This is a genomic window from Streptomyces cyaneochromogenes (assembly GCF_003963535.1).
Lineage (GTDB): Bacteria > Actinomycetota > Actinomycetes > Streptomycetales > Streptomycetaceae > Streptomyces > Streptomyces shaanxiensis.
The window spans coordinates 6,376,805-6,394,730 of record NZ_CP034539.1 but is presented as its reverse complement, the minus strand read 5'-3'; the positions used below and the strand labels follow the sequence as shown (position 1 = coordinate 6,394,730).

General features: G+C 71.2%; 18 protein-coding genes. 9 read left to right on the top strand and 9 right to left on the bottom strand.

The features are described from left to right. Positions 1 to 224 precede the first annotated feature (224 nt). Positions 225 to 521 carry a hypothetical protein gene (locus EJ357_RS29230; RefSeq protein ID WP_228472641.1) on the bottom strand — a complete coding sequence of 99 codons (297 nt, stop codon included), beginning with the start codon at positions 519 to 521 and terminating at the stop codon, positions 225 to 227. 176 nt (positions 522 to 697) lie between these two features. On the opposite strand from EJ357_RS29230, the gene EJ357_RS29225 reads away from it, so the two are divergent. Next, positions 698 to 1,048 carry a hypothetical protein gene (locus tag EJ357_RS29225; RefSeq protein ID WP_228472640.1) on the top strand — a complete coding sequence of 117 codons (351 nt, stop codon included), beginning with the start codon at positions 698 to 700 and terminating at the stop codon, positions 1,046 to 1,048. A gap of 42 nt (positions 1,049 to 1,090) precedes the next feature. Beyond that, the gene (locus tag EJ357_RS29220) at positions 1,091 to 1,852 is read left to right on the top strand and encodes a hypothetical protein (protein ID WP_175647561.1); all 762 of its coding nucleotides are present in this window, start codon (positions 1,091 to 1,093) and stop codon (positions 1,850 to 1,852) included. Between the two features lie 67 nt (positions 1,853 to 1,919). Here EJ357_RS29220 and hutH read toward each other — a convergent pair whose 3' ends face one another. The 3 genes from hutH to EJ357_RS29200 form a co-directional block, all read right to left on the bottom strand. Continuing rightward, positions 1,920 to 3,458, bottom strand: a complete 1,539-nt coding sequence (hutH, locus tag EJ357_RS29215) for a histidine ammonia-lyase (protein ID WP_126400196.1) — start codon at positions 3,456 to 3,458, stop codon at positions 1,920 to 1,922. 302 nt (positions 3,459 to 3,760) lie between these two features. Then, entirely contained in the window at positions 3,761 to 4,909 is a 1,149-nt protein-coding gene (locus tag EJ357_RS29205) for a GGDEF domain-containing protein (protein ID WP_126394523.1), read from the bottom strand. A gap of 398 nt (positions 4,910 to 5,307) precedes the next feature. Next, positions 5,308 to 6,126, bottom strand: coding sequence for an enoyl-CoA hydratase/isomerase family protein (locus EJ357_RS29200; RefSeq protein WP_126394521.1), 819 nt, complete (start codon positions 6,124 to 6,126; stop codon positions 5,308 to 5,310). 225 nt (positions 6,127 to 6,351) lie between these two features. Here EJ357_RS29200 and EJ357_RS29195 point away from each other — a divergent pair, with 225 nt between their 5' ends. Next, a complete protein-coding gene (locus EJ357_RS29195; RefSeq protein ID WP_175647560.1) occupies positions 6,352 to 6,969 on the top strand; it encodes a hypothetical protein in 618 nt (205 codons plus the stop codon). A 135-nt stretch (positions 6,970 to 7,104) separates the two neighbouring features. Here EJ357_RS29195 and EJ357_RS29190 read toward each other — a convergent pair whose 3' ends face one another. Both EJ357_RS29190 and EJ357_RS29185 read right to left on the bottom strand, forming a co-directional pair. Continuing rightward, positions 7,105 to 8,235, bottom strand: a complete 1,131-nt coding sequence (locus EJ357_RS29190; RefSeq protein ID WP_126394519.1) for an adenylate/guanylate cyclase domain-containing protein — start codon at positions 8,233 to 8,235, stop codon at positions 7,105 to 7,107. Positions 8,236 to 8,384: 149 nt separating this feature from the next. Next, positions 8,385 to 9,245: a biotin--[acetyl-CoA-carboxylase] ligase gene (locus EJ357_RS29185; RefSeq protein ID WP_126394517.1), complete on the bottom strand. Its 861-nt coding sequence runs from the start codon at positions 9,243 to 9,245 to the stop codon at positions 8,385 to 8,387. Between the two features lie 110 nt (positions 9,246 to 9,355). On the opposite strand from EJ357_RS29185, the gene EJ357_RS29180 reads away from it, so the two are divergent. After that, positions 9,356 to 10,978 carry an acyl-CoA carboxylase subunit beta gene (locus EJ357_RS29180; RefSeq protein ID WP_126394515.1) on the top strand — a complete coding sequence of 541 codons (1,623 nt, stop codon included), beginning with the start codon at positions 9,356 to 9,358 and terminating at the stop codon, positions 10,976 to 10,978. 17 nt (positions 10,979 to 10,995) lie between these two features. Then, entirely contained in the window at positions 10,996 to 11,205 is a 210-nt protein-coding gene (locus EJ357_RS29175) for an acyl-CoA carboxylase epsilon subunit (protein ID WP_126394513.1), read from the top strand. Here the strand turns inward: EJ357_RS29175 and EJ357_RS29170 are convergent. Continuing rightward, positions 11,202 to 12,332 (bottom strand): SGNH/GDSL hydrolase family protein, encoded by a 1,131-nt coding sequence (locus EJ357_RS29170; RefSeq protein WP_126394511.1) that lies wholly within the window; start codon positions 12,330 to 12,332, stop codon positions 11,202 to 11,204. The two genes, EJ357_RS29175 and EJ357_RS29170, sit on opposite strands and share 4 nt — an antisense overlap. A 131-nt stretch (positions 12,333 to 12,463) precedes the next feature. Between EJ357_RS29170 and mmpB the strand changes: the two genes are divergently transcribed. Both mmpB and EJ357_RS29165 read left to right on the top strand, forming a co-directional pair. Then, positions 12,464 to 12,592: a morphogenic membrane protein MmpB gene (mmpB, locus tag EJ357_RS50285; protein ID WP_267132810.1), complete on the top strand. Its 129-nt coding sequence runs from the start codon at positions 12,464 to 12,466 to the stop codon at positions 12,590 to 12,592. A gap of 45 nt (positions 12,593 to 12,637) precedes the next feature. Beyond that, complete coding sequence (locus EJ357_RS29165) at positions 12,638 to 13,258, top strand: Maf family protein (protein ID WP_093905042.1); 621 nt, start codon at positions 12,638 to 12,640, stop codon at positions 13,256 to 13,258. Here EJ357_RS29165 and EJ357_RS29160 read toward each other — a convergent pair. Beyond that, complete coding sequence (locus EJ357_RS29160) at positions 13,227 to 13,727, bottom strand: hypothetical protein (RefSeq protein ID WP_126394509.1); 501 nt, start codon at positions 13,725 to 13,727, stop codon at positions 13,227 to 13,229. The genes EJ357_RS29165 and EJ357_RS29160 overlap by 32 nt on opposite strands. 375 nt (positions 13,728 to 14,102) lie before the next feature. On the opposite strand from EJ357_RS29160, the gene EJ357_RS29155 reads away from it, so the two are divergent. Together EJ357_RS29155 and EJ357_RS29150 are read left to right on the top strand one after the other, a co-directional pair. Beyond that, positions 14,103 to 15,875, top strand: a complete 1,773-nt coding sequence (locus tag EJ357_RS29155; RefSeq protein ID WP_126394507.1) for an acetyl/propionyl/methylcrotonyl-CoA carboxylase subunit alpha — start codon at positions 14,103 to 14,105, stop codon at positions 15,873 to 15,875. Positions 15,876 to 16,090: 215 nt separating this feature from the next. Next, the gene (locus EJ357_RS29150; RefSeq protein WP_126400194.1) at positions 16,091 to 16,639 is read left to right on the top strand and encodes a TetR/AcrR family transcriptional regulator; all 549 of its coding nucleotides are present in this window, start codon (positions 16,091 to 16,093) and stop codon (positions 16,637 to 16,639) included. Positions 16,640 to 16,792: 153 nt separating this feature from the next. Here the strand turns inward: EJ357_RS29150 and EJ357_RS29145 are convergent, their stop codons facing one another. Beyond that, positions 16,793 to 17,755, bottom strand: coding sequence for a DeoR/GlpR family DNA-binding transcription regulator (locus EJ357_RS29145; protein WP_126394505.1), 963 nt, complete (start codon positions 17,753 to 17,755; stop codon positions 16,793 to 16,795). Between the last annotated feature and the right edge of the window lie 171 nt (positions 17,756 to 17,926).

Genomic DNA, 17,926 nt, shown 5'->3' with positions numbered 1-17,926 from the left:
ACACGCTTCTCCATAGTTCCCGAATCCCAAAAACCCCGAGAGTCCCCGTCAAGAATCTTCAACGCTACGACCGGTTCGTCCCGTTCCACATACCGGGTATGTGTGGGCCACACCACGTCACATTCGCCATGACGGATGATGCGGGTGTCGGCCAGTGCGCACCATGAGACGACGAAACCCCGGGCGGCGGTTGCCGCCCGGGGTCACGATTTCCCCAAGACGCCTCAGCCGACCCTGCTCGCCGCTTCGTCGTCGAAGTCCTCGTCGACATCATCGTCGTCGAAGTCCCACTCGGGCGAATCCGGGTCGTGCCCGATGCGCTCGCTGGACCAGGAGGCCTGCGCGAGCTCGATCCCCGGCACCTCGCTGACCAGGTCGAACGGATCAACCAGATAGGCGAGGGCCTCCGCGGTGTCTTCCGTCACACTGCTTTCGGCGTGGGCCCGTTCGTCGGGCGGCATGGTGCTGTCGTCGGCGATGCGCCGCAGCGCGGCCCGAGTCAGTGCGTCCTCGTCGTCCACTTCCAGGACGACTTCCACGCGAAGTCGCACAAACCGTGATGATTCTGGATTGCTCATGCCCGGAGAGTACGGCTCGGTACGGCACTTTTCCCCCGTGACTTTCCCGTGACCCGCGACTTTCACTAACATCGCCCCACACGGCCAATTCACCAGCACCACAAGGGGATCGATATTCCGTGTCCGCCGCTCACCGATCGTCGTCCACCGCACGCCGATCGCTGCTGACCGCCACCGCCGCGGGCGCCCTGCTGGGCGCCCTGTGGTTCGTGCCCTCCGCGAACGCGTCGGGCGACGAGCCGGCGAGAACGGAGCCTTCGGCCACCCCCACGGGGCAGACGATCCAGCAGGCGCGGGCCGCTTCCGCGAGCACCGGCGACACGACCGGTGACATCACCGGCGACGACACCCGGCTCGCCGACACCGGAAGCTTCGACACCACGCCGTACATCGTCGGCGGGACCGTCTCCCTCGCGCTGGGCGCGGGCTTCGTCGCCTACTCGGTGCGCCGCGAACGTCTCGGGTTCTGAAATCACTTGACGCCCTGTTCACCTGGGCTTCATAGTCCGCGCATGAAGAGATCATCGGGCGTGCGTGCAGCCGCCACGGTTGTCGTGAGCGCGCTGTCGCTCGCCCTTGTCACGGGTTGCGGCGGGGACTCCGGCGGTTCTGACGCGAAGGCGCTCAGCTCCGCGGAGTTGAAGAAGCTGATCATCGCCGACGGCGATGTCGACGGGCACAAGGTCTCGAATGTCGAGGCCAAGAAGCTTCCTTCCGCCAAGAGCGCCATCACCGGCGACGAGCAGTGCAAGCCCCTCGTCTACGTCATCGGCGGCCTCGCCCCGGGTGACGCGGCCACCGAGACGAGGACCGTGGCCACGGAGGAGAAGAAGCCCACGGACGCCGCCTCCAAGTCCCTGGAGGACCTGTCCGAGGGAGACATCGAGGACGCGCTCAACGAGTCGATGAGCGTCAACGTCACCGTGGTGGGGCTCTCGTCCTACGACGGCGGCGGCGCCGAGGAGGCGTTCAAGTCCGTCTCCGACGCGGTCGAGAAGTGCGCGGGCGGCTTCACCGCCGGCGAGAAGAGCGACGAGGGCAAGTTCACCAAGGTCACCGCCGAGAAGGGCGCGGGCGCCGGCGACGAGTCGGTGGCGTTCGCCCTGACCTCGGACCTGGAGGACGGTGACAGCGGCCAGGCGCACGCCGAGGTCGTCCGCCACGGGAACACCGTCGCGACGTACTACACGATGAACCTCGGCGCGCTGATGACCGGCAAGGACTACACGGTCCCGGCCGCGGTGGTCGACGCCCAGGGCGCCAAGCTGAAGTAACGACACCAGGGCCCTGTCCGCCGTACGACGCACATCTCTCGTACGACGGACAGGGCCCCTTCCGTCCTCACTGGAGCGGGCCGGTGACCTTCTCCGTCGCCGCGACCAACTCCCCGCAGCGCACGAACGCGTCGGCCGCCGCGAGGTCGGGGGCCAGGAACCGGTCGGGCCCGGCGCCCCGGACTCCGGCGGACCGTGCGGCGTCGATGACCGCCTGCGAGGCCGGTGCCGGGGCGAGCCCCTCCCGCAGCTCGATGGCGCGGGTGGCGGCGTACAGCTCGACGGCGAGCACACGGGTGAGGTTGTCGACGGCGGTACGGAGCTTGCGCGCGGCCGACCAGCCCATGGAGACGTGGTCCTCCTGCATGGCGGAGGACGGAATCGAGTCGGCGGACGCGGGCACGGCCAGCCGCTTCAGCTCGCTGACCAGGGCGGCCTGGGTGTACTGGGCGATCATCAACCCGGAGTCGACCCCCGCGTCGTCCGCCAGGAACGGCGGCAGCCCGTGGCTGCGGTTCTTGTCGAGCAGCCGGTCGGTGCGCCGCTCGGCGATGGAGGCCAGGTCGGCGACGGCGATGGCGAGGAAGTCGAGGACGTAGGCGACCGGCGCCCCATGGAAGTTGCCGTTGGACTCGACGCGCCCGTCGGCCAGCACGACCGGGTTGTCCACGGCGGCGGCGAGCTCCCGCTCGGCGACCAGCCGCGCATGCGCCATGGTGTCCCGCCCGGCCCCGGCGACCTGCGGAGCACACCGCACCGAGTAGGCGTCCTGCACGCGGGGCGCGTCGTCCTGGTGATGCCCGGTCAGTCCCGAACCCTTCAGCACGGCCAGCATGTTGGCGGCGGAGGCACCCTGGCCCGGGTGCGGCCGGATGGCGTGCAGTTCGGGCGCGAGGACCTTGTCCGTCCCGAGCAGGGCCTCCAGGCTGAGGGCGGCGGTGACATCGGCGGACTTGTACAGGGTGTCCAGGTCGGCGAGGGCCATGATCAGCATGCCGAGCATGCCGTCCGTGCCGTTGAGCAGGGCGAGCCCTTCCTTCTCCCGCAACTCCACGGCCGCGATGCCGTGCGCGGCGAGCAGCTCACCGGCGGGCCGCACGACCCCGTCCGGCCCCTCGGCGTCGCCCTCCCCCATCAGCGTGAGGGCGCAGTGCGAGAGGGGGGCCAGGTCACCGGAGCAGCCGAGGGACCCGTGCTCGTGGACAACGGGGGTGATACCGGCGTTGAGCACATCGGCCATGGTCTGCGCGACCTCGGGCCGCACGCCCGTGTGCCCCGAGCAGACGGTCTTCAGCCGCAGGAACATCAGGGCCCGTACGACCTCCCGCTCCACGCGCGGCCCCATCCCCGCCGCGTGCGAGCGGACGATGTTGCGCTGCAAGCGGGCCCGCAGCTCCTGGCTGATATGCCGGGTCGCCAGGGCACCGAAACCGGTGGAGACGCCGTACACGGGCTCGGGCTTGGCCGCCAGCGCGTCCACGATCTCGCGAGCAGCGCCCAGCGCCGCGACAGCCTCCACCGACAACTCGACCCGCGCCCCGCCCCGCGCCACGGAGAGAACGTCGGACGCGGTGACCCCGGAGGTCCCCACCACCACAGTGTGCATATCCATATTCAGGAGCGTACGCACTGAAGACGAAGATGTCACTAGTGGGTGGGGGGTACACCCCTTACAACGCCGGCCAAGGCAATTTCAGCCTGTCCGACACTTGAGGACGCCGGTCCCGGCATTTTCAGCCCGTCCGGCACTTGAGGACGCCGGTCCCGGCATTTTCAGCCCGTCCGGCGTTTGAGGACGAGGCCCGTTCAGGGCCGAAGCGGGGGTCTGGGGGCGGCAGCCCCCAGGGACGGGACGGGTAGGGGCGGCGGGGGCGAGAAACCCAAGGCCCACACTCGGCACCGGCAAGGTCACGGCACCCGCCCCCGGAACCGCCGCCGCTCCACAACCCCCTCCCCCGACGGCTCCGCGTCAGCGAGCCGCACCACCGGATCGTCCGCCCCCTCCCGCCCCGCGACAACCGCCCTGTCCGCCCGCACCGCCTTCGCCCGGTACTGCGCCGCATCGGCCAGCCGGAACAACCGCCGCGCGGACCGAACGGGCCCCACCGCGTCCCCGGTCGACGCCACCCCGCACGCGACCCCCTCCCCCAGCTCCAACTCACCGGCCCGACGGCACAGTTCATCGGCGGCCTTCACCACATCATCGGCAGGCGACCCGACAACGAGCAGACAGAACTCGTCCCCCCCGAGCCGCGCGGCCAGCGCACCGGGCAACATCGCCCCGCACAGCGACAACACCGACCCGAACCGCTCCAACAGCCGGTCCCCCACGGCATGCCCCCGCGTGTCGTTGACCCGCTTGAGCCCGTTGAGGTCACACACCACGAGACTGACGACGACACCCTCACGACGATGCCGCTCGACGGCCTCCTCCAACCGCACATCCACCGCACGCCGATTGGCGAGCCCGGTGAGCGCGTCGGTGAACGCCAGCCGCCGGGCCTCCTCCAGCCGCTCGCTCTGCGCGATCCCGGCGGCCACGACGGACGCCAGCACGGTGGCGAAGTCGGCGTCCCCCCGGTCGAAGACGGGCGCACCGGCGGAACGGGCGACATAGAGCTCCCCCCAGGCCCGCCCGTTCAGCACGATCGGCGCGACGACACAGCACCCCCGCCCCCGCCGCCGCAGCGCGGCGACCCGCTGATGGCAGTACCCGGGTTGACCGGCGGCGGGACCGTCGGCCGTCTCCACCCAGGCGTTGGGCTCACCACCGGAGGCCCACCGCTCGTGCAGGAACTCGGTGATCTCCGGAAACTGATGCACGGGATAGGCCTCGTCGCCGGGAAACTCCTCCTCCCCCTGCGCCCGGTCCCCCACGTTCACGAGCACCCGCAACCGCCCGAGCTCCCGCTCCCACACCGACAACGCGGCAAAGCTGCCGACCAACGCCCGACACGCCCCGAGCGCCGCCGCCCGCCAGGACTCACGCGGGGTGTGCGCCGCCGCCATCCCCTGCGCCAGCGCCACCACGGCCGCGAGCCGTCTGTCCTCACCCATCACTCCAGGCTAGGAGGTTTAGGGCGAACTAGGACATTGATACGGCGCTGGAGTGACGGGTATGCCCACGGAAGCCGACGCGAACGCTCGCCCGCGGCCCGGCGAAGAAGTACGACATCGCGCAGGCCGGCACGCGCACCGTCGATCCGCACCCCCACCCGGGCCCGGGCGCTGCCGCTGCCACTGCCGTCGCCGCTGGCGCCGCCGCTGCCGCCGGGCCTGCCGACCACCCCACAACGGCCGCGCGCGCCACGACACCTCCGCAGGCACGCCGCCCGGTTTCCCCCCACCCCTCGCCGGCCGGGCCGGCCGCCGACCGCCCGTGTCCGCCCGTGTCCGCCCAGGCGGGGGCAGCCCGTACGCCCTCCCAGAGGCTCGCCCCCCGCCCCCCTACTCGCCTACTCCCCCGGCCACTCCGGCTTCCGCTTCTCGTTGAACGCCGCCACCCCCTCGGCCCGGTCCCCCGAGAACGCCACCGCCCGCCACGCCGCGTCCTCGACCTCCAGCCCGGCCCGCAGATCCAGCCCGTGCCCCAACCGCAATGCCCGCTTGGCGGCCCGCAGCCCGACCGGCGAGTTCGCCGCGATCCGAGCACCGAGGGCGAGCGCCTCCTCCCGGTCCCGCCCCTCCTCCACCAGCTGATCCACCAACCCCAGCTCCCGGGCCTCGACTGCCTCGACCCGCCGCGCCGTGAAGATCAGCTCCGCCGCCCGAGCGGCCCCCACCCGTCGCGGCAGCAACTGCGTCCCCCCGCCCCCGGGAATGACCCCGACCGACACCTCGGGCAGCCCCACCACAGCCGTCCGGTCGGCCACGATCACATCGCAGGCCAGCGCCAGCTCGAAGCCGCCCCCCAGCGCGAAGCCATGTACCGCCGCGATCGTCGGCACGGGCAGCTCCAGCACCCCGGTGTACGCCCCCCGCGCCACCGGCCGCTGCCGCACCAGCTCCGCGTCACTGAAGGAGTTCCGCTCCTTCAGGTCCGCCCCGACGCAGAACGCCCGCTCATGCGTGGAGGTCAGCACCACCACCCGTACGTCACGGTCCGCACCCAGCGCCGCACACGCCCCCGCGATCGAACGGGCCATCTCCGTCGAGACGGCGTTCATGGCCTTGGGCCGGTCGAGGACGAGTTCGGCGACAGGCCCGACGGCCCCGTCTCCCCCGCCGCCGTGTCGGCGCACCAGCACGAACTCCCCGTACCGCTCCTCAGTCATGACACCCTCCGGTTAACGCGGGTTAACAACTCTCGCCTCGATCATCGCAGCCGGACCCCGCCGGGAAAAGGCCCACCACGAGCGACTCCGCAACGGTTCCGAGCCAAGGCCCGACACCCCGTTCGAGTGACATCCCGCCCAACTCCCGCCCTGCCGCCGACGACAGCGCATAGCGTGCGCGAACCACGGCGCATTGGGGGCGCGAGCGTGTTGGGAGGGGTTGTGATGGGTGGTACGGCGGAAGGGCCGCAGGCGAGAGAGACGGCGCGGGAAGCCGAAGCGCCGAAGGCGTCGCCACTCTTCGGCCCTCGGGGCCGCCATCGCCGACCTCGCCCCCGCAAGGTCCTCCTGGCCGCGGGAGGCCTCGCCCTGGCGGCCGGCGCCCTGAGTCTCGTACGCCCGACCCCGGACACCGACGTCACCGGCCTCGGCACCACGGAGACCGACCCGACCCCGGACCTGGCGATCGGCGACACGGTCACGGACGGCTCGGCCGACACGGCCGCCACGCTCCCGTCGACCACCCCGAAACCAAGCCCGTCGGCCACTTCGGCCATGGGCGGCCTGGGCACGACACCGACGACAGCCACGATCGCCGTACCGACCACGAACGCCAAGGCGACGCCACGACCGGGCGCACCAGCCGGCAGGACGTCCGCCGCACCGGCCCCAGAACCCCACCGTCCGACAACGCCCGGCCAGGCACCCGAACAGACCCCGACACCGGCACCCGGACAGACAGCGACGAACCCCCCGGCCGCCCAACCAGGCCAGCCCGACGACAACACCGTCTGCGTCCCGATCATCGGCCTGTGCGTGGACTCACTCCCCGCCGCTCACTGACAAGTCGACCTGCGCTGCAACGCCCCCATAGGGGCGCGGGGCTGTATCAATATGATCAATATGCGGCTCCGCCGCGCGTGCGCGATCAACCACGACGAACCCGCAGCCGACACACCACCCGAGGCCCAACGGCGCTCACTCGCCCCCGCCGGACGCCCTCCGCGTCAAGAGCCACGGCTCGACCACGCCCAACCCCCGCACCGGCCGCTGCCACATCGGCTGCAACGCGAACCGGTAGACCGGCGGCTCCTCCCCCTCCTTCTCCGCGGCGGCAGCGGCCTCCGCGGCCTCCGCCTCGGACGCCGGCGCTTCACCCGTTCGGACGAGCTCCTCCGCGAACGCGCTGTCGACGAGTACGGCGTCACGCGGAGCTATCGACGTCAGCCGGGAGGCAAGGTTCACGGTCGTACCGAAGACATCGCCCATCCGGGTGGTCACCGTGCCGAACGCGATGCCGACCCGCAGCTCGGGCATCGTCTCGTCGCCCGCCATCGTCTCGATGAGCCGCAGGGCGATCTCCGCGGCGACACCCGCGTCGTCGGCCGCGTACAGAACCTCGTCGCCCAGGGTCTTGATCAGCCGCCCGCCACGCGCGGCGACCAGGTCGGCCGCGGTGGTCTCGAAGGCCTCGACGAGTTCGCCGAGTTCCTCCTCCTCCATGCGGCGGGTCAGCCGCGTGAAGCCGACCAGGTCGGCGAAGCCCACGGCGAGGCGCCGGTCGACCATCTCCTCGTCGTCGGCGGCCTGGATGACCCGGCCGGCCGAGGCGGCGAGCTGGCGCCGCCAGACGTAGACGAGGAACTCCTGCAGCTCGGGCAGGAGCAGCTCGATGATCGGGTACGTGACCTCGGTGCGGGTCATGCCCGGCTCCGGGGGCTCGGTCAGGCCCTCCAGGAAAGAGTCGATCTGCCACTCGGCCAGCCGGGCGGTGGTCTGCCCCGTCGACCGCGCCACCTGCACGGCCATGGCCTCGCTGAGCAGCCCCGCCTCGACGAGACCGGCCAGACGCCGGAGCGCCAGTACGTCGGCCTCGGTCAGCGCCTTGGCCTGCCCGATGTCGGCGAACCCCATGGCCCGCCAGAACCGGGACGCCAGCTCCATGGAGACACCGGCGCTACGGGCCGCCTGAAACGGGGTGTAGCGCCGCTCGGCGCCGAGGATGAGGCCTTCGAGGCGCAGGGCGAGCGGATCCTCGCCGGGGTCGGCGGCGTGGGGGTCCACCCGGCCGTCCGCGCCCGTGCCGGAGCCCGAATCGTCGACGGTCACGCCTGCTGCCCTTCCGATCTGCCGCGGTCAGTAATCGACCGGCCTTCACTGTACGGCAGGTGTGGGCCACCTCACTCCGTAAGGGAAGACCGACGGTGACCTACCTGTGCTGGTGAGATGACCGGCGTCTTCGTGGTCGTCGACGCGCCTCACGCCGGCCGCAGGTGCACGATGTCCCCGGCCCCCACGGGCTCCTGCACGCCCTCCTCCGTGGCCAGCACCAGCCGCCCGTCACCGTCGATCGCGACGGCCTCGCCGGTGACCGCCCGCTCCCCCGGCAACTCGGCCCGCACGACCCTCCCCAGCGTCGCGCACCCCGCCGCGTACGTCTCCTGCAGCCCGCTCACCACCGGATCCCCGGCCGCGGCCCGCCACCGCCCGTACCACTCCTCCAGCGACCGCAGGACCGCCCGCAGCAGCGGATCGCGGTCCGTGCTCACCGCCCCGGCGAGCGCCAGCGACCCCGCCTGGGGCACCGGCAGCTCGTCCGCACGCAGGGTGACATTGATGCCGACCCCGACGACCACTCCGGAGCTCCCGGCCCGCTCCGCAAGGATCCCGCCGGCCTTGCGCTCCTCGCCGCCGACGGTCACCAGCAGGTCGTTGGGCCACTTGAGTGCCGTGTCGACGCCCGCCGAGCGTGACAGCCCCGTCGCCACGGCGACGCCGGTGAGCAGCGGCAGCCACCCCCACCGGGCCACCGGCACCTCGGCCGGGTTCAGCAGCACCGAGAAGAACAGCCCCGAGCGGGCCGGTGCCGTCCACTGCCGGTCCAGGCGTCCCTTGCCGGCCGTCTGCTCCTCGGCGACCAGGACGGCGCCCTCGCCCGCCTTGCCCTTGGTCGCCAGGTCCACCAGGTCGGTGTTGGTGGAGCCGGTGGCCCGCACCACCTCCACGTCACGCCAGAGCCCGCCCTCCCGCACGAGGCCGCGCCGCAGCGCGGCGGCGTTCAGCGGCGGACGGTCCAGATCGGACCAACGGCTGTCATCTGATGCATCTCGCGGCGTCATGCAAGCCACCCTAGGTGTGGTAAACGCCGCACTGCTGATTCGTAGGCACCCCACTACGCTACGGATGAGTAACCGTCCCCCCTTTTGAGCAGGCAGGGAGCGCCATCCCGATGTCCGAGCCGGAAGAGCGTCACGAGATCCAAGAGCCCCAAGGGATCGACATCCACACCACCGCGGGCAAGCTCGCGGATCTCCAGCGCCGTATCGAGGAAGCGACGCACGCCGGCTCCGCTCGCGCCGTCGAAAAGCAGCACGCCAAGGGCAAGTTGACGGCCCGTGAGCGCATCGAGCTCCTCCTCGACGAGGGCTCCTTCGTCGAGCTCGACGAGTTCGCCCGGCACCGCTCCACCAACTTCGGCCTGGAGAAGAACCGCCCGTACGGCGACGGTGTCGTCACCGGGTACGGCACGGTCGACGGCCGCCCCGTCGCCGTGTTCTCGCAGGACTTCACCGTCTTCGGCGGTGCGCTGGGCGAGGTCTACGGCCAGAAGATCGTCAAGGTCATGGACTTCGCGCTGAAGACCGGCTGTCCGGTCATCGGCATCAACGACTCCGGCGGCGCCCGCATCCAGGAGGGCGTGGCCTCGCTGGGCGCGTACGGCGAGATCTTCCGCCGCAACACGCACGCGTCCGGCGTCATCCCGCAGATCAGCCTGGTCGTCGGCCCGTGTGCGGGCGGCGCGGTCTACTCCCCGGCCATCACCGACTTCACGGTCATGGTCGACCAGACCTCGCACATGTTCATCACCGGCCCGGACGTCATCAAGACGGTCACCGGTGAGGACGTCGGCTTCGAGGAGCTGGGCGGCGCCCGCACCCACAACTCCGCCTCCGGCGTGGCGCACCACATGGCCGGTGACGAGAAGGACGCCATCGAGTACGTCAAGCAGCTGCTGTCGTACCTGCCGTCCAACAACCTCTCCGAGCCCCCGGCGTTCCCGGAGGAGGCGGACCTCGCGGTCACCGACGAGGACCGCGAGCTGGACACGATCGTGCCGGACAGCGCGAACCAGCCGTACGACATGCACACGGTGATCGAACACATCCTGGACGACGCCGAGTTCTTCGAGACGCAGCCGCTGTTCGCGCCGAACATCCTCACCGGCTTCGGCCGCGTCGAGGGCCGCCCGGTCGGCATCGTCGCCAACCAGCCGATGCAGTTCGCCGGCTGCCTCGACATCCAGGCCAGCGAGAAGGCCGCCCGCTTCGTGCGCACCTGCGACGCCTTCAACGTCCCGGTCATCACCTTCGTCGACGTGCCCGGCTTCCTCCCGGGCGTCGACCAGGAGCACGACGGCATCATCCGCCGCGGCGCCAAGCTGATCTACGCCTACGCCGAGGCGACGGTCCCGCTCATCACGGTGATCACCCGCAAGGCCTTCGGCGGCGCCTACGACGTCATGGGCTCCAAGCACCTCGGCGCCGACCTCAACCTCGCCTGGCCGACCGCCCAGATCGCCGTCATGGGCGCCCAGGGCGCGGTCAACATCCTGCACCGGCGCACGATCGCCGAGGCGGAGGCGAGCGGGGAGGATCTGGAGGCGGTGCGGGCCCGGCTGATCCAGGAGTACGAGGACACCCTCCTCAACCCCTACATCGCGGCCGAGCGCGGCTACATCGACTCGGTGATCATGCCGTCCGACACCCGCCGCCATGTCGTGCGCGGTCTGCGTCAGCTGCGTACGAAGCGGGAATCCCTGCCTCCGAAGAAGCACGGCAACATCCCCCTCTAGGCCTGCTGGGAGCCACGATGAACATCAAGGTCCTACGGGGCAACCCGACACCGGAGGAGCTGGCCGCCGCACTGGCGGTGGTTCGCGCCCGCGCCGCGGCGGCGGCAGCCACGCCGTCCGGCGCGCCCAAGCCGCGGGACGGGTGGTCGGACCCGTCCCGCATCGCAGCACACCGCCTGCCGCAGCCGGGCCCGGCGACCTGGGCCCGTACCTATTGGCCGGGCTAGAGGTGCGCTGAGACGACTTCGGCCATCACCTCGTACCCGGCATCGTTCGGGTGCAGGTGATCGCCGAAGTCGTACGACGGGTGCAGGCGGTCGGGGTCCGCGGGGTCGGCCAGCGCCCGGTCGAGGTCCACCACCGCGTCGTACTCCCCGGAGCAGCGGATCCACTCGTTCAGCTCGTGACTCACCTTGGCCGCATGCTCACCCCAGTGGTCCGAGCCCCCGAACGGCAGCAGAGTCGCCCCGATCGCCCTCAGTCCCGCCGCCCTGCCCTGCCGTATCAACTCCCGGTGCCCAGCGATGAGTTCCGCCGCCTCCACCACCGGCGCCGGCTTGTAGGTCGGCTGCTCGTCCGTCTCGCTGAAGCCGATGTCGTTGAGGCCGAGCAGCACGACGAGCGTGTCCACGCCGGGTCGGTCGAGGACGTCCCGGCGCAGCCTGCGCACGCCCCGCTCTCCGTACCAGGCGGAGTCGTTGAGCAGCAGGTTCCCGCCGATACCGGCGTTCAGAACAGGCCGCCCCGTCCGCGCGGCGAGCACGTCCGACCAGCGCCGGTTCGCACCCGGTGTCGACCCGAACCCGTCCGTGATCGAGTCGCCGAAGAGGGCGACGGCGTCCGCGCGGCCGGAGTCGACCTCCACGGCCGTCAGGAAGTACCAGGACTCGGTCGTCGCGTCGAAGCCCTCGCCGCCGGTGTCCGCCGACAGGTCGCCCTCGCCCCGGTAGCCGGTCGTGAAGGCCTGCGCGTGGAAGGTCGCGGGGCCGGTCGTGGCGTCGAAGTACAGGGTCACGGTCACCGACTCCCCGGCGGCGACGGCGAGCGGGACGTCGTCGCTGACGATCTCCCCCCGCGGGGGTATCCGGACCTCGCCGGCGCCCCCGAAGGTGAGCCGCGTGAGCGAGCCCGGCTCCACGCCGGCCCCGACGGCCGTACGCCCCACGCTCGCCCCCGCGACCCGCACGGGCGAGGTGCCGTACGCGTGGGAGAGCCGCACCCGCACCCGGCCACCCCCTGCCGACAGCCGTACGACCTGCCGCAGTGACTGGCGCCAGAAGCCCTCGCGGGACCAGTTGGGCGTGAAGCCCTCGCTGGGCGACTGAGGTGACGCGGTCCAGGAAGCGGTGAACATGACGCATCCTCCAGACATCGATCAAACGGGACTGAAGTCCCTTTAGTTAATGGAACGCTAGCACCGTTTGGAGAAAAGTTGAGTACGCGTACTCAGGCGCCGCCCCAGACCCCCGACCGACGATGGAAGGCATGCTGTGGTCCGACCCCGAGAACGAGCCGCCCGAGGAACTGCGCGAGATGCAGGAGATGTTGCGGCGGCTGGGCGTTCTCATGGCGCTGGCCATGGTGCTGACGATGATCGTGCTCGGACTGCGGTGAGCCCGGCTGCGGTGCGTCCTGCCGGGCCGCCGATACGCTGACCGCATGACTGATCAGCCGCGCCGCCGACTCGTCCTCGCCTCCCAGTCCCCCGCCCGCCTCAACCTGCTCCGCCAGGCGGGGCTGGACCCCGAGGTCATCGTGAGCGGCGTCGACGAGGACGCCGTCACCGCGCCCACCCCCGCCGATCTGGCGCTGGCCCTGGCCGAGGCGAAGGCCTCCGTCGTGGCCGCGAAGCCGGAGGTCAAGGGCGCGATCGTGATCGGCTGCGACTCGGTTCTCGACCTGGACGGCGAGGCCCTGGGCAAGCCGGCCGACGCCGAGGAGGCCACGGCCCGCTGGAAGTCGATGCGCGGCCGGGCGGGCACGCTGCAGACCGGCCACTGCGTCTACGACACCGTCACCGGCCGGTACACCTCCGCGACCGCCTCCACGGTCGTCCGCTTCGGCGAGCCGACCGACGAGGAGATCGCGGCGTACGTGGCCTCCGGCGAACCGCTCTACGTCGCCGGAGCGTTCACCCTCGACGGCCGCTCGGCCCCGTTCATCGACGGGATCGACGGCGACCACGGCAACGTGATCGGCATCAGCCTGCCGCTGGTGCGGCGGCTGCTCGGCCAACTGGGCATCGGCATCACGGAGTTGTGGGCGCCGGCGGAGGGGTGACCGGGGAGCCCCCGGCCGGGGAGCCGTCGTCGCCCTTGCCCCCGTCGGGAACGGCGTCGACGGGCTCCTCAGGGGCGCTCTGGGCGTCGTACGTCATGAGCAGCAGCACTATGAGGCCGAGGACGACCATCATGAACACGAACGCCGTCCAGCCCACCAGCCCCCAGCTGAACGCGCCCAGCAGCCCGTGCACCACGGCCGCGCTGATCAGCAGGACGCGGCCGAGGCCGGCCGGGGCGCGGCCGCGCAGGCCCACGAGCAGGGCTACCAGGCCGCACAGCGCGAAGTAGGCACCGAAGACCAGGCCACCGATCTTCGAGGACATCGACATCACGTCCGGGTCCAGACCGGCCAGGGACATGTCCTGACTGTCGACGACGTTCCCGAGGAGCCAGTTCAGCCCCGCGATGCCGAGCGCCTCGACGAAGAGCACGAGCGCCAACACCCACGCCAACGGCCTGCGCACCACCGGCCCCCACCCACTTTCGACTGCCGTTTGAGCCTGACGCCTGTTACTACAAGTACGTTCGAGGCACCGCGAACGCTACTAACGGGTAAACCCCGGGACAAGGGTTCGAGCAGGGGCAAAGAATCATTGGGCCATTCGTAGGGATTCCACAAAGAAACCAAGTGGCCCGCAGCACGTGATGACAGAGACCTTGACCACAGCGGAGGGCTAGGGTTTTCCGGGAGAGACCTGCGTGCCGAGGCGCGACATGGGATTTCGCAGGTTGAGCAAGCCCGGAATCACGCTCCGTGTGGGCAAGCTCACCACCGGGGACGGGTCGATGTGGCGTGTCGGCAGTCCCTAAACTCGGCTTGTTTCAAGGAGGGAGCCTCAATCGTGCGCAAGGTGCTCATCGCCAACCGTGGCGAAATCGCTGTCCGCGTGGCCCGGGCCTGCCGGGACGCCGGGATCGCGAGCGTGGCCGTCTACGCGGACCCGGACCGGGACGCATTGCATGTCCGCGCCGCGGATGAGGCGTTCGCCCTGGGCGGTGACACCCCGGCCACCAGTTACCTGGACATCGACAAGGTCCTCAAGGCCGCCCGGGAGTCCGGCGCGGACGCCATCCATCCCGGCTACGGCTTCCTGTCCGAGAACGCCGACTTCGCCCAGGCCGTCCTGGACGCCGGCCTGATCTGGATCGGCCCGCCGCCGCAGGCCATCCGCGACCTCGGCGACAAGGTGGCGGCCCGTCATATCGCCCAGCGCGCGGGCGCCCCGCTCGTGGCGGGTACCCCGGACCCGGTCTCCGGCGCCGACGAGGTCGTCGCGTTCGCCGAACAGCACGGCCTGCCCATCGCGATCAAGGCCGCCTTCGGTGGCGGCGGACGCGGCCTGAAGGTCGCCCGCACCCTCGAGGAGGTGCCCGAGCTGTACGAGTCCGCGGTGCGCGAGGCGGTCGCGGCGTTCGGGCGCGGGGAGTGCTTCGTCGAGCGTTACCTCGACAAGCCCCGCCACGTCGAGACCCAGTGCCTCGCCGACCGGCACGGCAACGTGGTCGTGGTGTCGACGCGTGACTGCTCGCTGCAGCGCCGCCACCAGAAGCTCGTGGAGGAGGCCCCGGCGCCGTTCCTCTCCGAGGCGCAGGTCGCCGAGCTGTACTCGTCCTCCAAGGCCATCCTCAAGGAGGCCGGCTACGTGGGTGCCGGCACCGTCGAGTTCCTGGTCGGCCTGGACGGCACGATCTCCTTCCTGGAGGTCAACACCCGTCTCCAGGTGGAGCACCCGGTCACCGAGGAGGTCGCCGGCATCGACCTCGTCCGCGAGATGTTCCGCATCGCCGACGGCGAGGAGCTCGGCTACGGCGACCCGGAGCTGCGCGGGCATTCCTTCGAGTTCCGCATCAACGGCGAGGACCCCGGCCGCAACTTCCTGCCGGCCCCCGGCACGGTCACCACCTTCGACCCGCCCACCGGCCCCGGTGTCCGCCTGGACGCGGGCGTGGAGTCCGGATCGGTGATCGGCCCGGCCTGGGACTCCCTGCTGGCCAAGCTGATCGTCACCGGCGCCACCCGCGAGCAGGCACTGCAGCGCGCGGCCCGGGCGCTGGCCGAGTTCCAGGTCGAGGGCATGGCCACCGCCATCCCGTTCCACCGCGCGGTGGTCACCGACCCGGCGTTCGCCCCCGAACTCACCGGCAGCGAGGACCCCTTCACGGTCCACACCCGCTGGATCGAGACCGAGTTCGTCAACGAGATCAAGCCCTTCGCGGCTCCCGCCGACACCGAGACGGACGAGGACCCGGACCGCGAGACGATCGTCGTCGAGGTCGGCGGCAAGCGCCTGGAGGTCTCCCTCCCGTCCTCGCTCGGCATGTCGCTGGCCCGCACCGGTCTCGCGGCCGGGGCCAAGCCCAAGCGCCGCGCGGCGAAGAAGTCCGGCCCCGCGGCCTCCGGCGACACCCTCGCCTCCCCGATGCAGGGCACCATCGTCAAGGTGGCCGTCGAGGAGGGCCAGGAGGTCAAGGAAGGCGACCTGATCGTCGTCCTCGAGGCGATGAAGATGGAACAGCCCCTGAACGCGCACAAGTCCGGCACCATCAAGGGCCTGTCCGCCGAGGTCGGCGGCTCCCTCACCTCCGGCGCCGCGATCTGCGAGATCAAGGACTGACGTACGACGACTTCCGTACGACATCCCGGGGCGCCCGGCGGACTGGAGCAGTGGTCCGCCGGGCGCCCCGTTTTCGTCCGGGTGGCATCCTGGAGGCACGCCGAGGGCGCGAGAGAAGGCAGGTGGGAGCCATGGTGGGCGCGACCTCACACGAGGCTGCGGAGCACGGGGCCGCGGAGCACGAGGACGCGGCGACGCCGGCCCAGCCGCGCGCCATGCGATCCGACGCCCGCCGCAACCACGAGCGCCTGCTCACCGAGGCCCGCTCCGCCTTCGCCGAGCACGGCACCGACGCCTCCCTGGAGGACGTGGCCCGTCGGGCGGGCGTCGGCATCGGCACCCTCTACCGCCACTTCCCCAACCGGGACGCCCTGTTGAGCGCCGTCTTCGAGGACGCGGCCGCCGGCCTGCTGACCCGCTCCCGCGAACTCCTGCACGCCCCCGAGCCCTGTGCGGCCCTGGTGACGTGGCTGCGCGAGATGGTCACCCATGCGGGCGAGTACCGCGGCCTGGCCAGATCCCTGATGTCCGTCTCGTACGACAACACCTCGGCCCTGGCCCGCTGCAGCGGCCCGATCCGCGAGGCGGGCGGCGCACTGCTGGCACGGGCACAGGAGGCCGGCACGGTCCGGGAGGACGTAGCAATCGGCGACCTCCTCCAACTGACACACGGGATCGCGCTGGCGGCGGAGGAGACCCCGGGGGATCCTGAACTGGCGGACAGGTTGCTGCACCTGACGCTGCGGGGTTTGAAAGACAGTTGAGCCGACGCGCCCGGGGGGCAGTGCCCTCAAGGGCGCGGGGCTGTATCGATGTGCGGCTCCGCCGCGTGGGCGCGACAAGCCACAGCGAACCCGCACCCGCGCCAGGACACAGAGCCCTACGGCGAAGCGGCGGCCGGCCGAGCCGTCGGCAGACTACCGCCGCCGCAGATCCGCGACGCGCGCCCGCTCCCTCTCGCCCCCGGGCTCCCCGAGCACAGTGGCGGCGGACCGCAACCCCGGCCCACCCCCCGGAGGGGCCTGCCCCCGCCGAGGCCCCGGCAGCGCAGGCCGCTGCTGACGCCGGGCGGGGACCTCGTCACCCCCCGGGTTCCCGCTCGCGCCCGCCACCGCGATCTGCACCCCCTGGTCGGCGAGAGCCTGCAGCTCGGTGTGGGCACGGTCGTCATGGCCCGGCGGCTCGTCGGTGACCAGCCGCGTGATGACATCCGTCGGCACCGTCTGGAACATCGTGTCCGTGCCGAGCTTGGTGTGATCGGCGAGGACGACGACCTCCGCGGCCGCCTGGACGAGCGCCCGGTCGACGGACGCCGAGAGCATGTTGGACGTGGACAGGCCACGTTCGGCGGTGAGGCCGCTCCCGGAGAGGAAGGCCCGCGACACCCGCAGTCCCTGCAGGGACTGCTCGGCACCGCTGCCGACCAGGGCGTAGTTCGAGCCGCGGAGCGTACCGCCGGTCATCACGACCTCGACCCGGTTGGCATGGGCCAACGCCTGGGCCACCAGCAGGGAGTTGGTGACGACGGTCAGACCGGGGACGCGGGCGAGCCGACGGGCCAGCTCCTGCGTGGTGGTCCCCGCCCCGACGACGATAGCCTCGCCCTCTTCCACGAAGTTCGCGGCGAGGTCGGCGATGGCCGTCTTCTCGGCGGTCGCGAGATGTGACTTCTGCGGAAAGCCGGACTCCCGCGTGAACCCGCCCGGCAATACCGCACCGCCATGTCGGCGGTCGAGGAGTCCTTCTGCCTCCAGTGCGCGCACGTCCCGCCGTACGGTCACTTCGGAGGTCTGGACGACGCGGGCGAGCTCACGGAGCGACACGGCTCCGTTCGCTCGCACCATTTCGAGGATCAATTGGCGACGTTCTGCAGCGAACACGAAACTGACAGTAACCCCAACGACCGTCTGGTTTCAGCAGTTTGCGCCGAATAACAGAAGTTGTTCGCACGCAAGGGCGAGAAGTGGTATAGGGCCTAGTCCCGCCGCCTATGCCGTACGCATGCTCGACAACTCCCCGTGACCAGCGAGGAGTTGATTCCGGCCGCCGGT

What these genes read in the sequence shown, in the direction of transcription:
- EJ357_RS29220 (WP_175647561.1), top strand. Translation starts at nt 1,091, where the DNA reads ATGAAGAGATCATCGGGCGTGCGTGCAGCCGCCACGGTTGTCGTGAGC.
- hutH (WP_126400196.1), bottom strand. Translation starts at nt 3,458, where the DNA reads ATGCACACTGTGGTGGTGGGGACCTCCGGGGTCACCGCGTCCGACGTT.
- EJ357_RS29205 (WP_126394523.1), bottom strand. Translation starts at nt 4,909, where the DNA reads ATGGGTGAGGACAGACGGCTCGCGGCCGTGGTGGCGCTGGCGCAGGGG.
- EJ357_RS29200 (WP_126394521.1), bottom strand. Translation starts at nt 6,126, where the DNA reads ATGACTGAGGAGCGGTACGGGGAGTTCGTGCTGGTGCGCCGACACGGC.
- EJ357_RS29195 (WP_175647560.1), top strand. Translation starts at nt 6,352, where the DNA reads ATGGGTGGTACGGCGGAAGGGCCGCAGGCGAGAGAGACGGCGCGGGAA.
- EJ357_RS29185 (WP_126394517.1), bottom strand. Translation starts at nt 9,245, where the DNA reads ATGACGCCGCGAGATGCATCAGATGACAGCCGTTGGTCCGATCTGGAC.
- EJ357_RS29180 (WP_126394515.1), top strand. Translation starts at nt 9,356, where the DNA reads ATGTCCGAGCCGGAAGAGCGTCACGAGATCCAAGAGCCCCAAGGGATC.
- EJ357_RS29175 (WP_126394513.1), top strand. Translation starts at nt 10,996, where the DNA reads ATGAACATCAAGGTCCTACGGGGCAACCCGACACCGGAGGAGCTGGCC.
- EJ357_RS29170 (WP_126394511.1), bottom strand. Translation starts at nt 12,332, where the DNA reads ATGTTCACCGCTTCCTGGACCGCGTCACCTCAGTCGCCCAGCGAGGGC.
- mmpB (WP_267132810.1), top strand. Translation starts at nt 12,464, where the DNA reads ATGCTGTGGTCCGACCCCGAGAACGAGCCGCCCGAGGAACTGCGCGAG.
- EJ357_RS29165 (WP_093905042.1), top strand. Translation starts at nt 12,638, where the DNA reads ATGACTGATCAGCCGCGCCGCCGACTCGTCCTCGCCTCCCAGTCCCCC.
- EJ357_RS29150 (WP_126400194.1), top strand. Translation starts at nt 16,091, where the DNA reads ATGCGATCCGACGCCCGCCGCAACCACGAGCGCCTGCTCACCGAGGCC.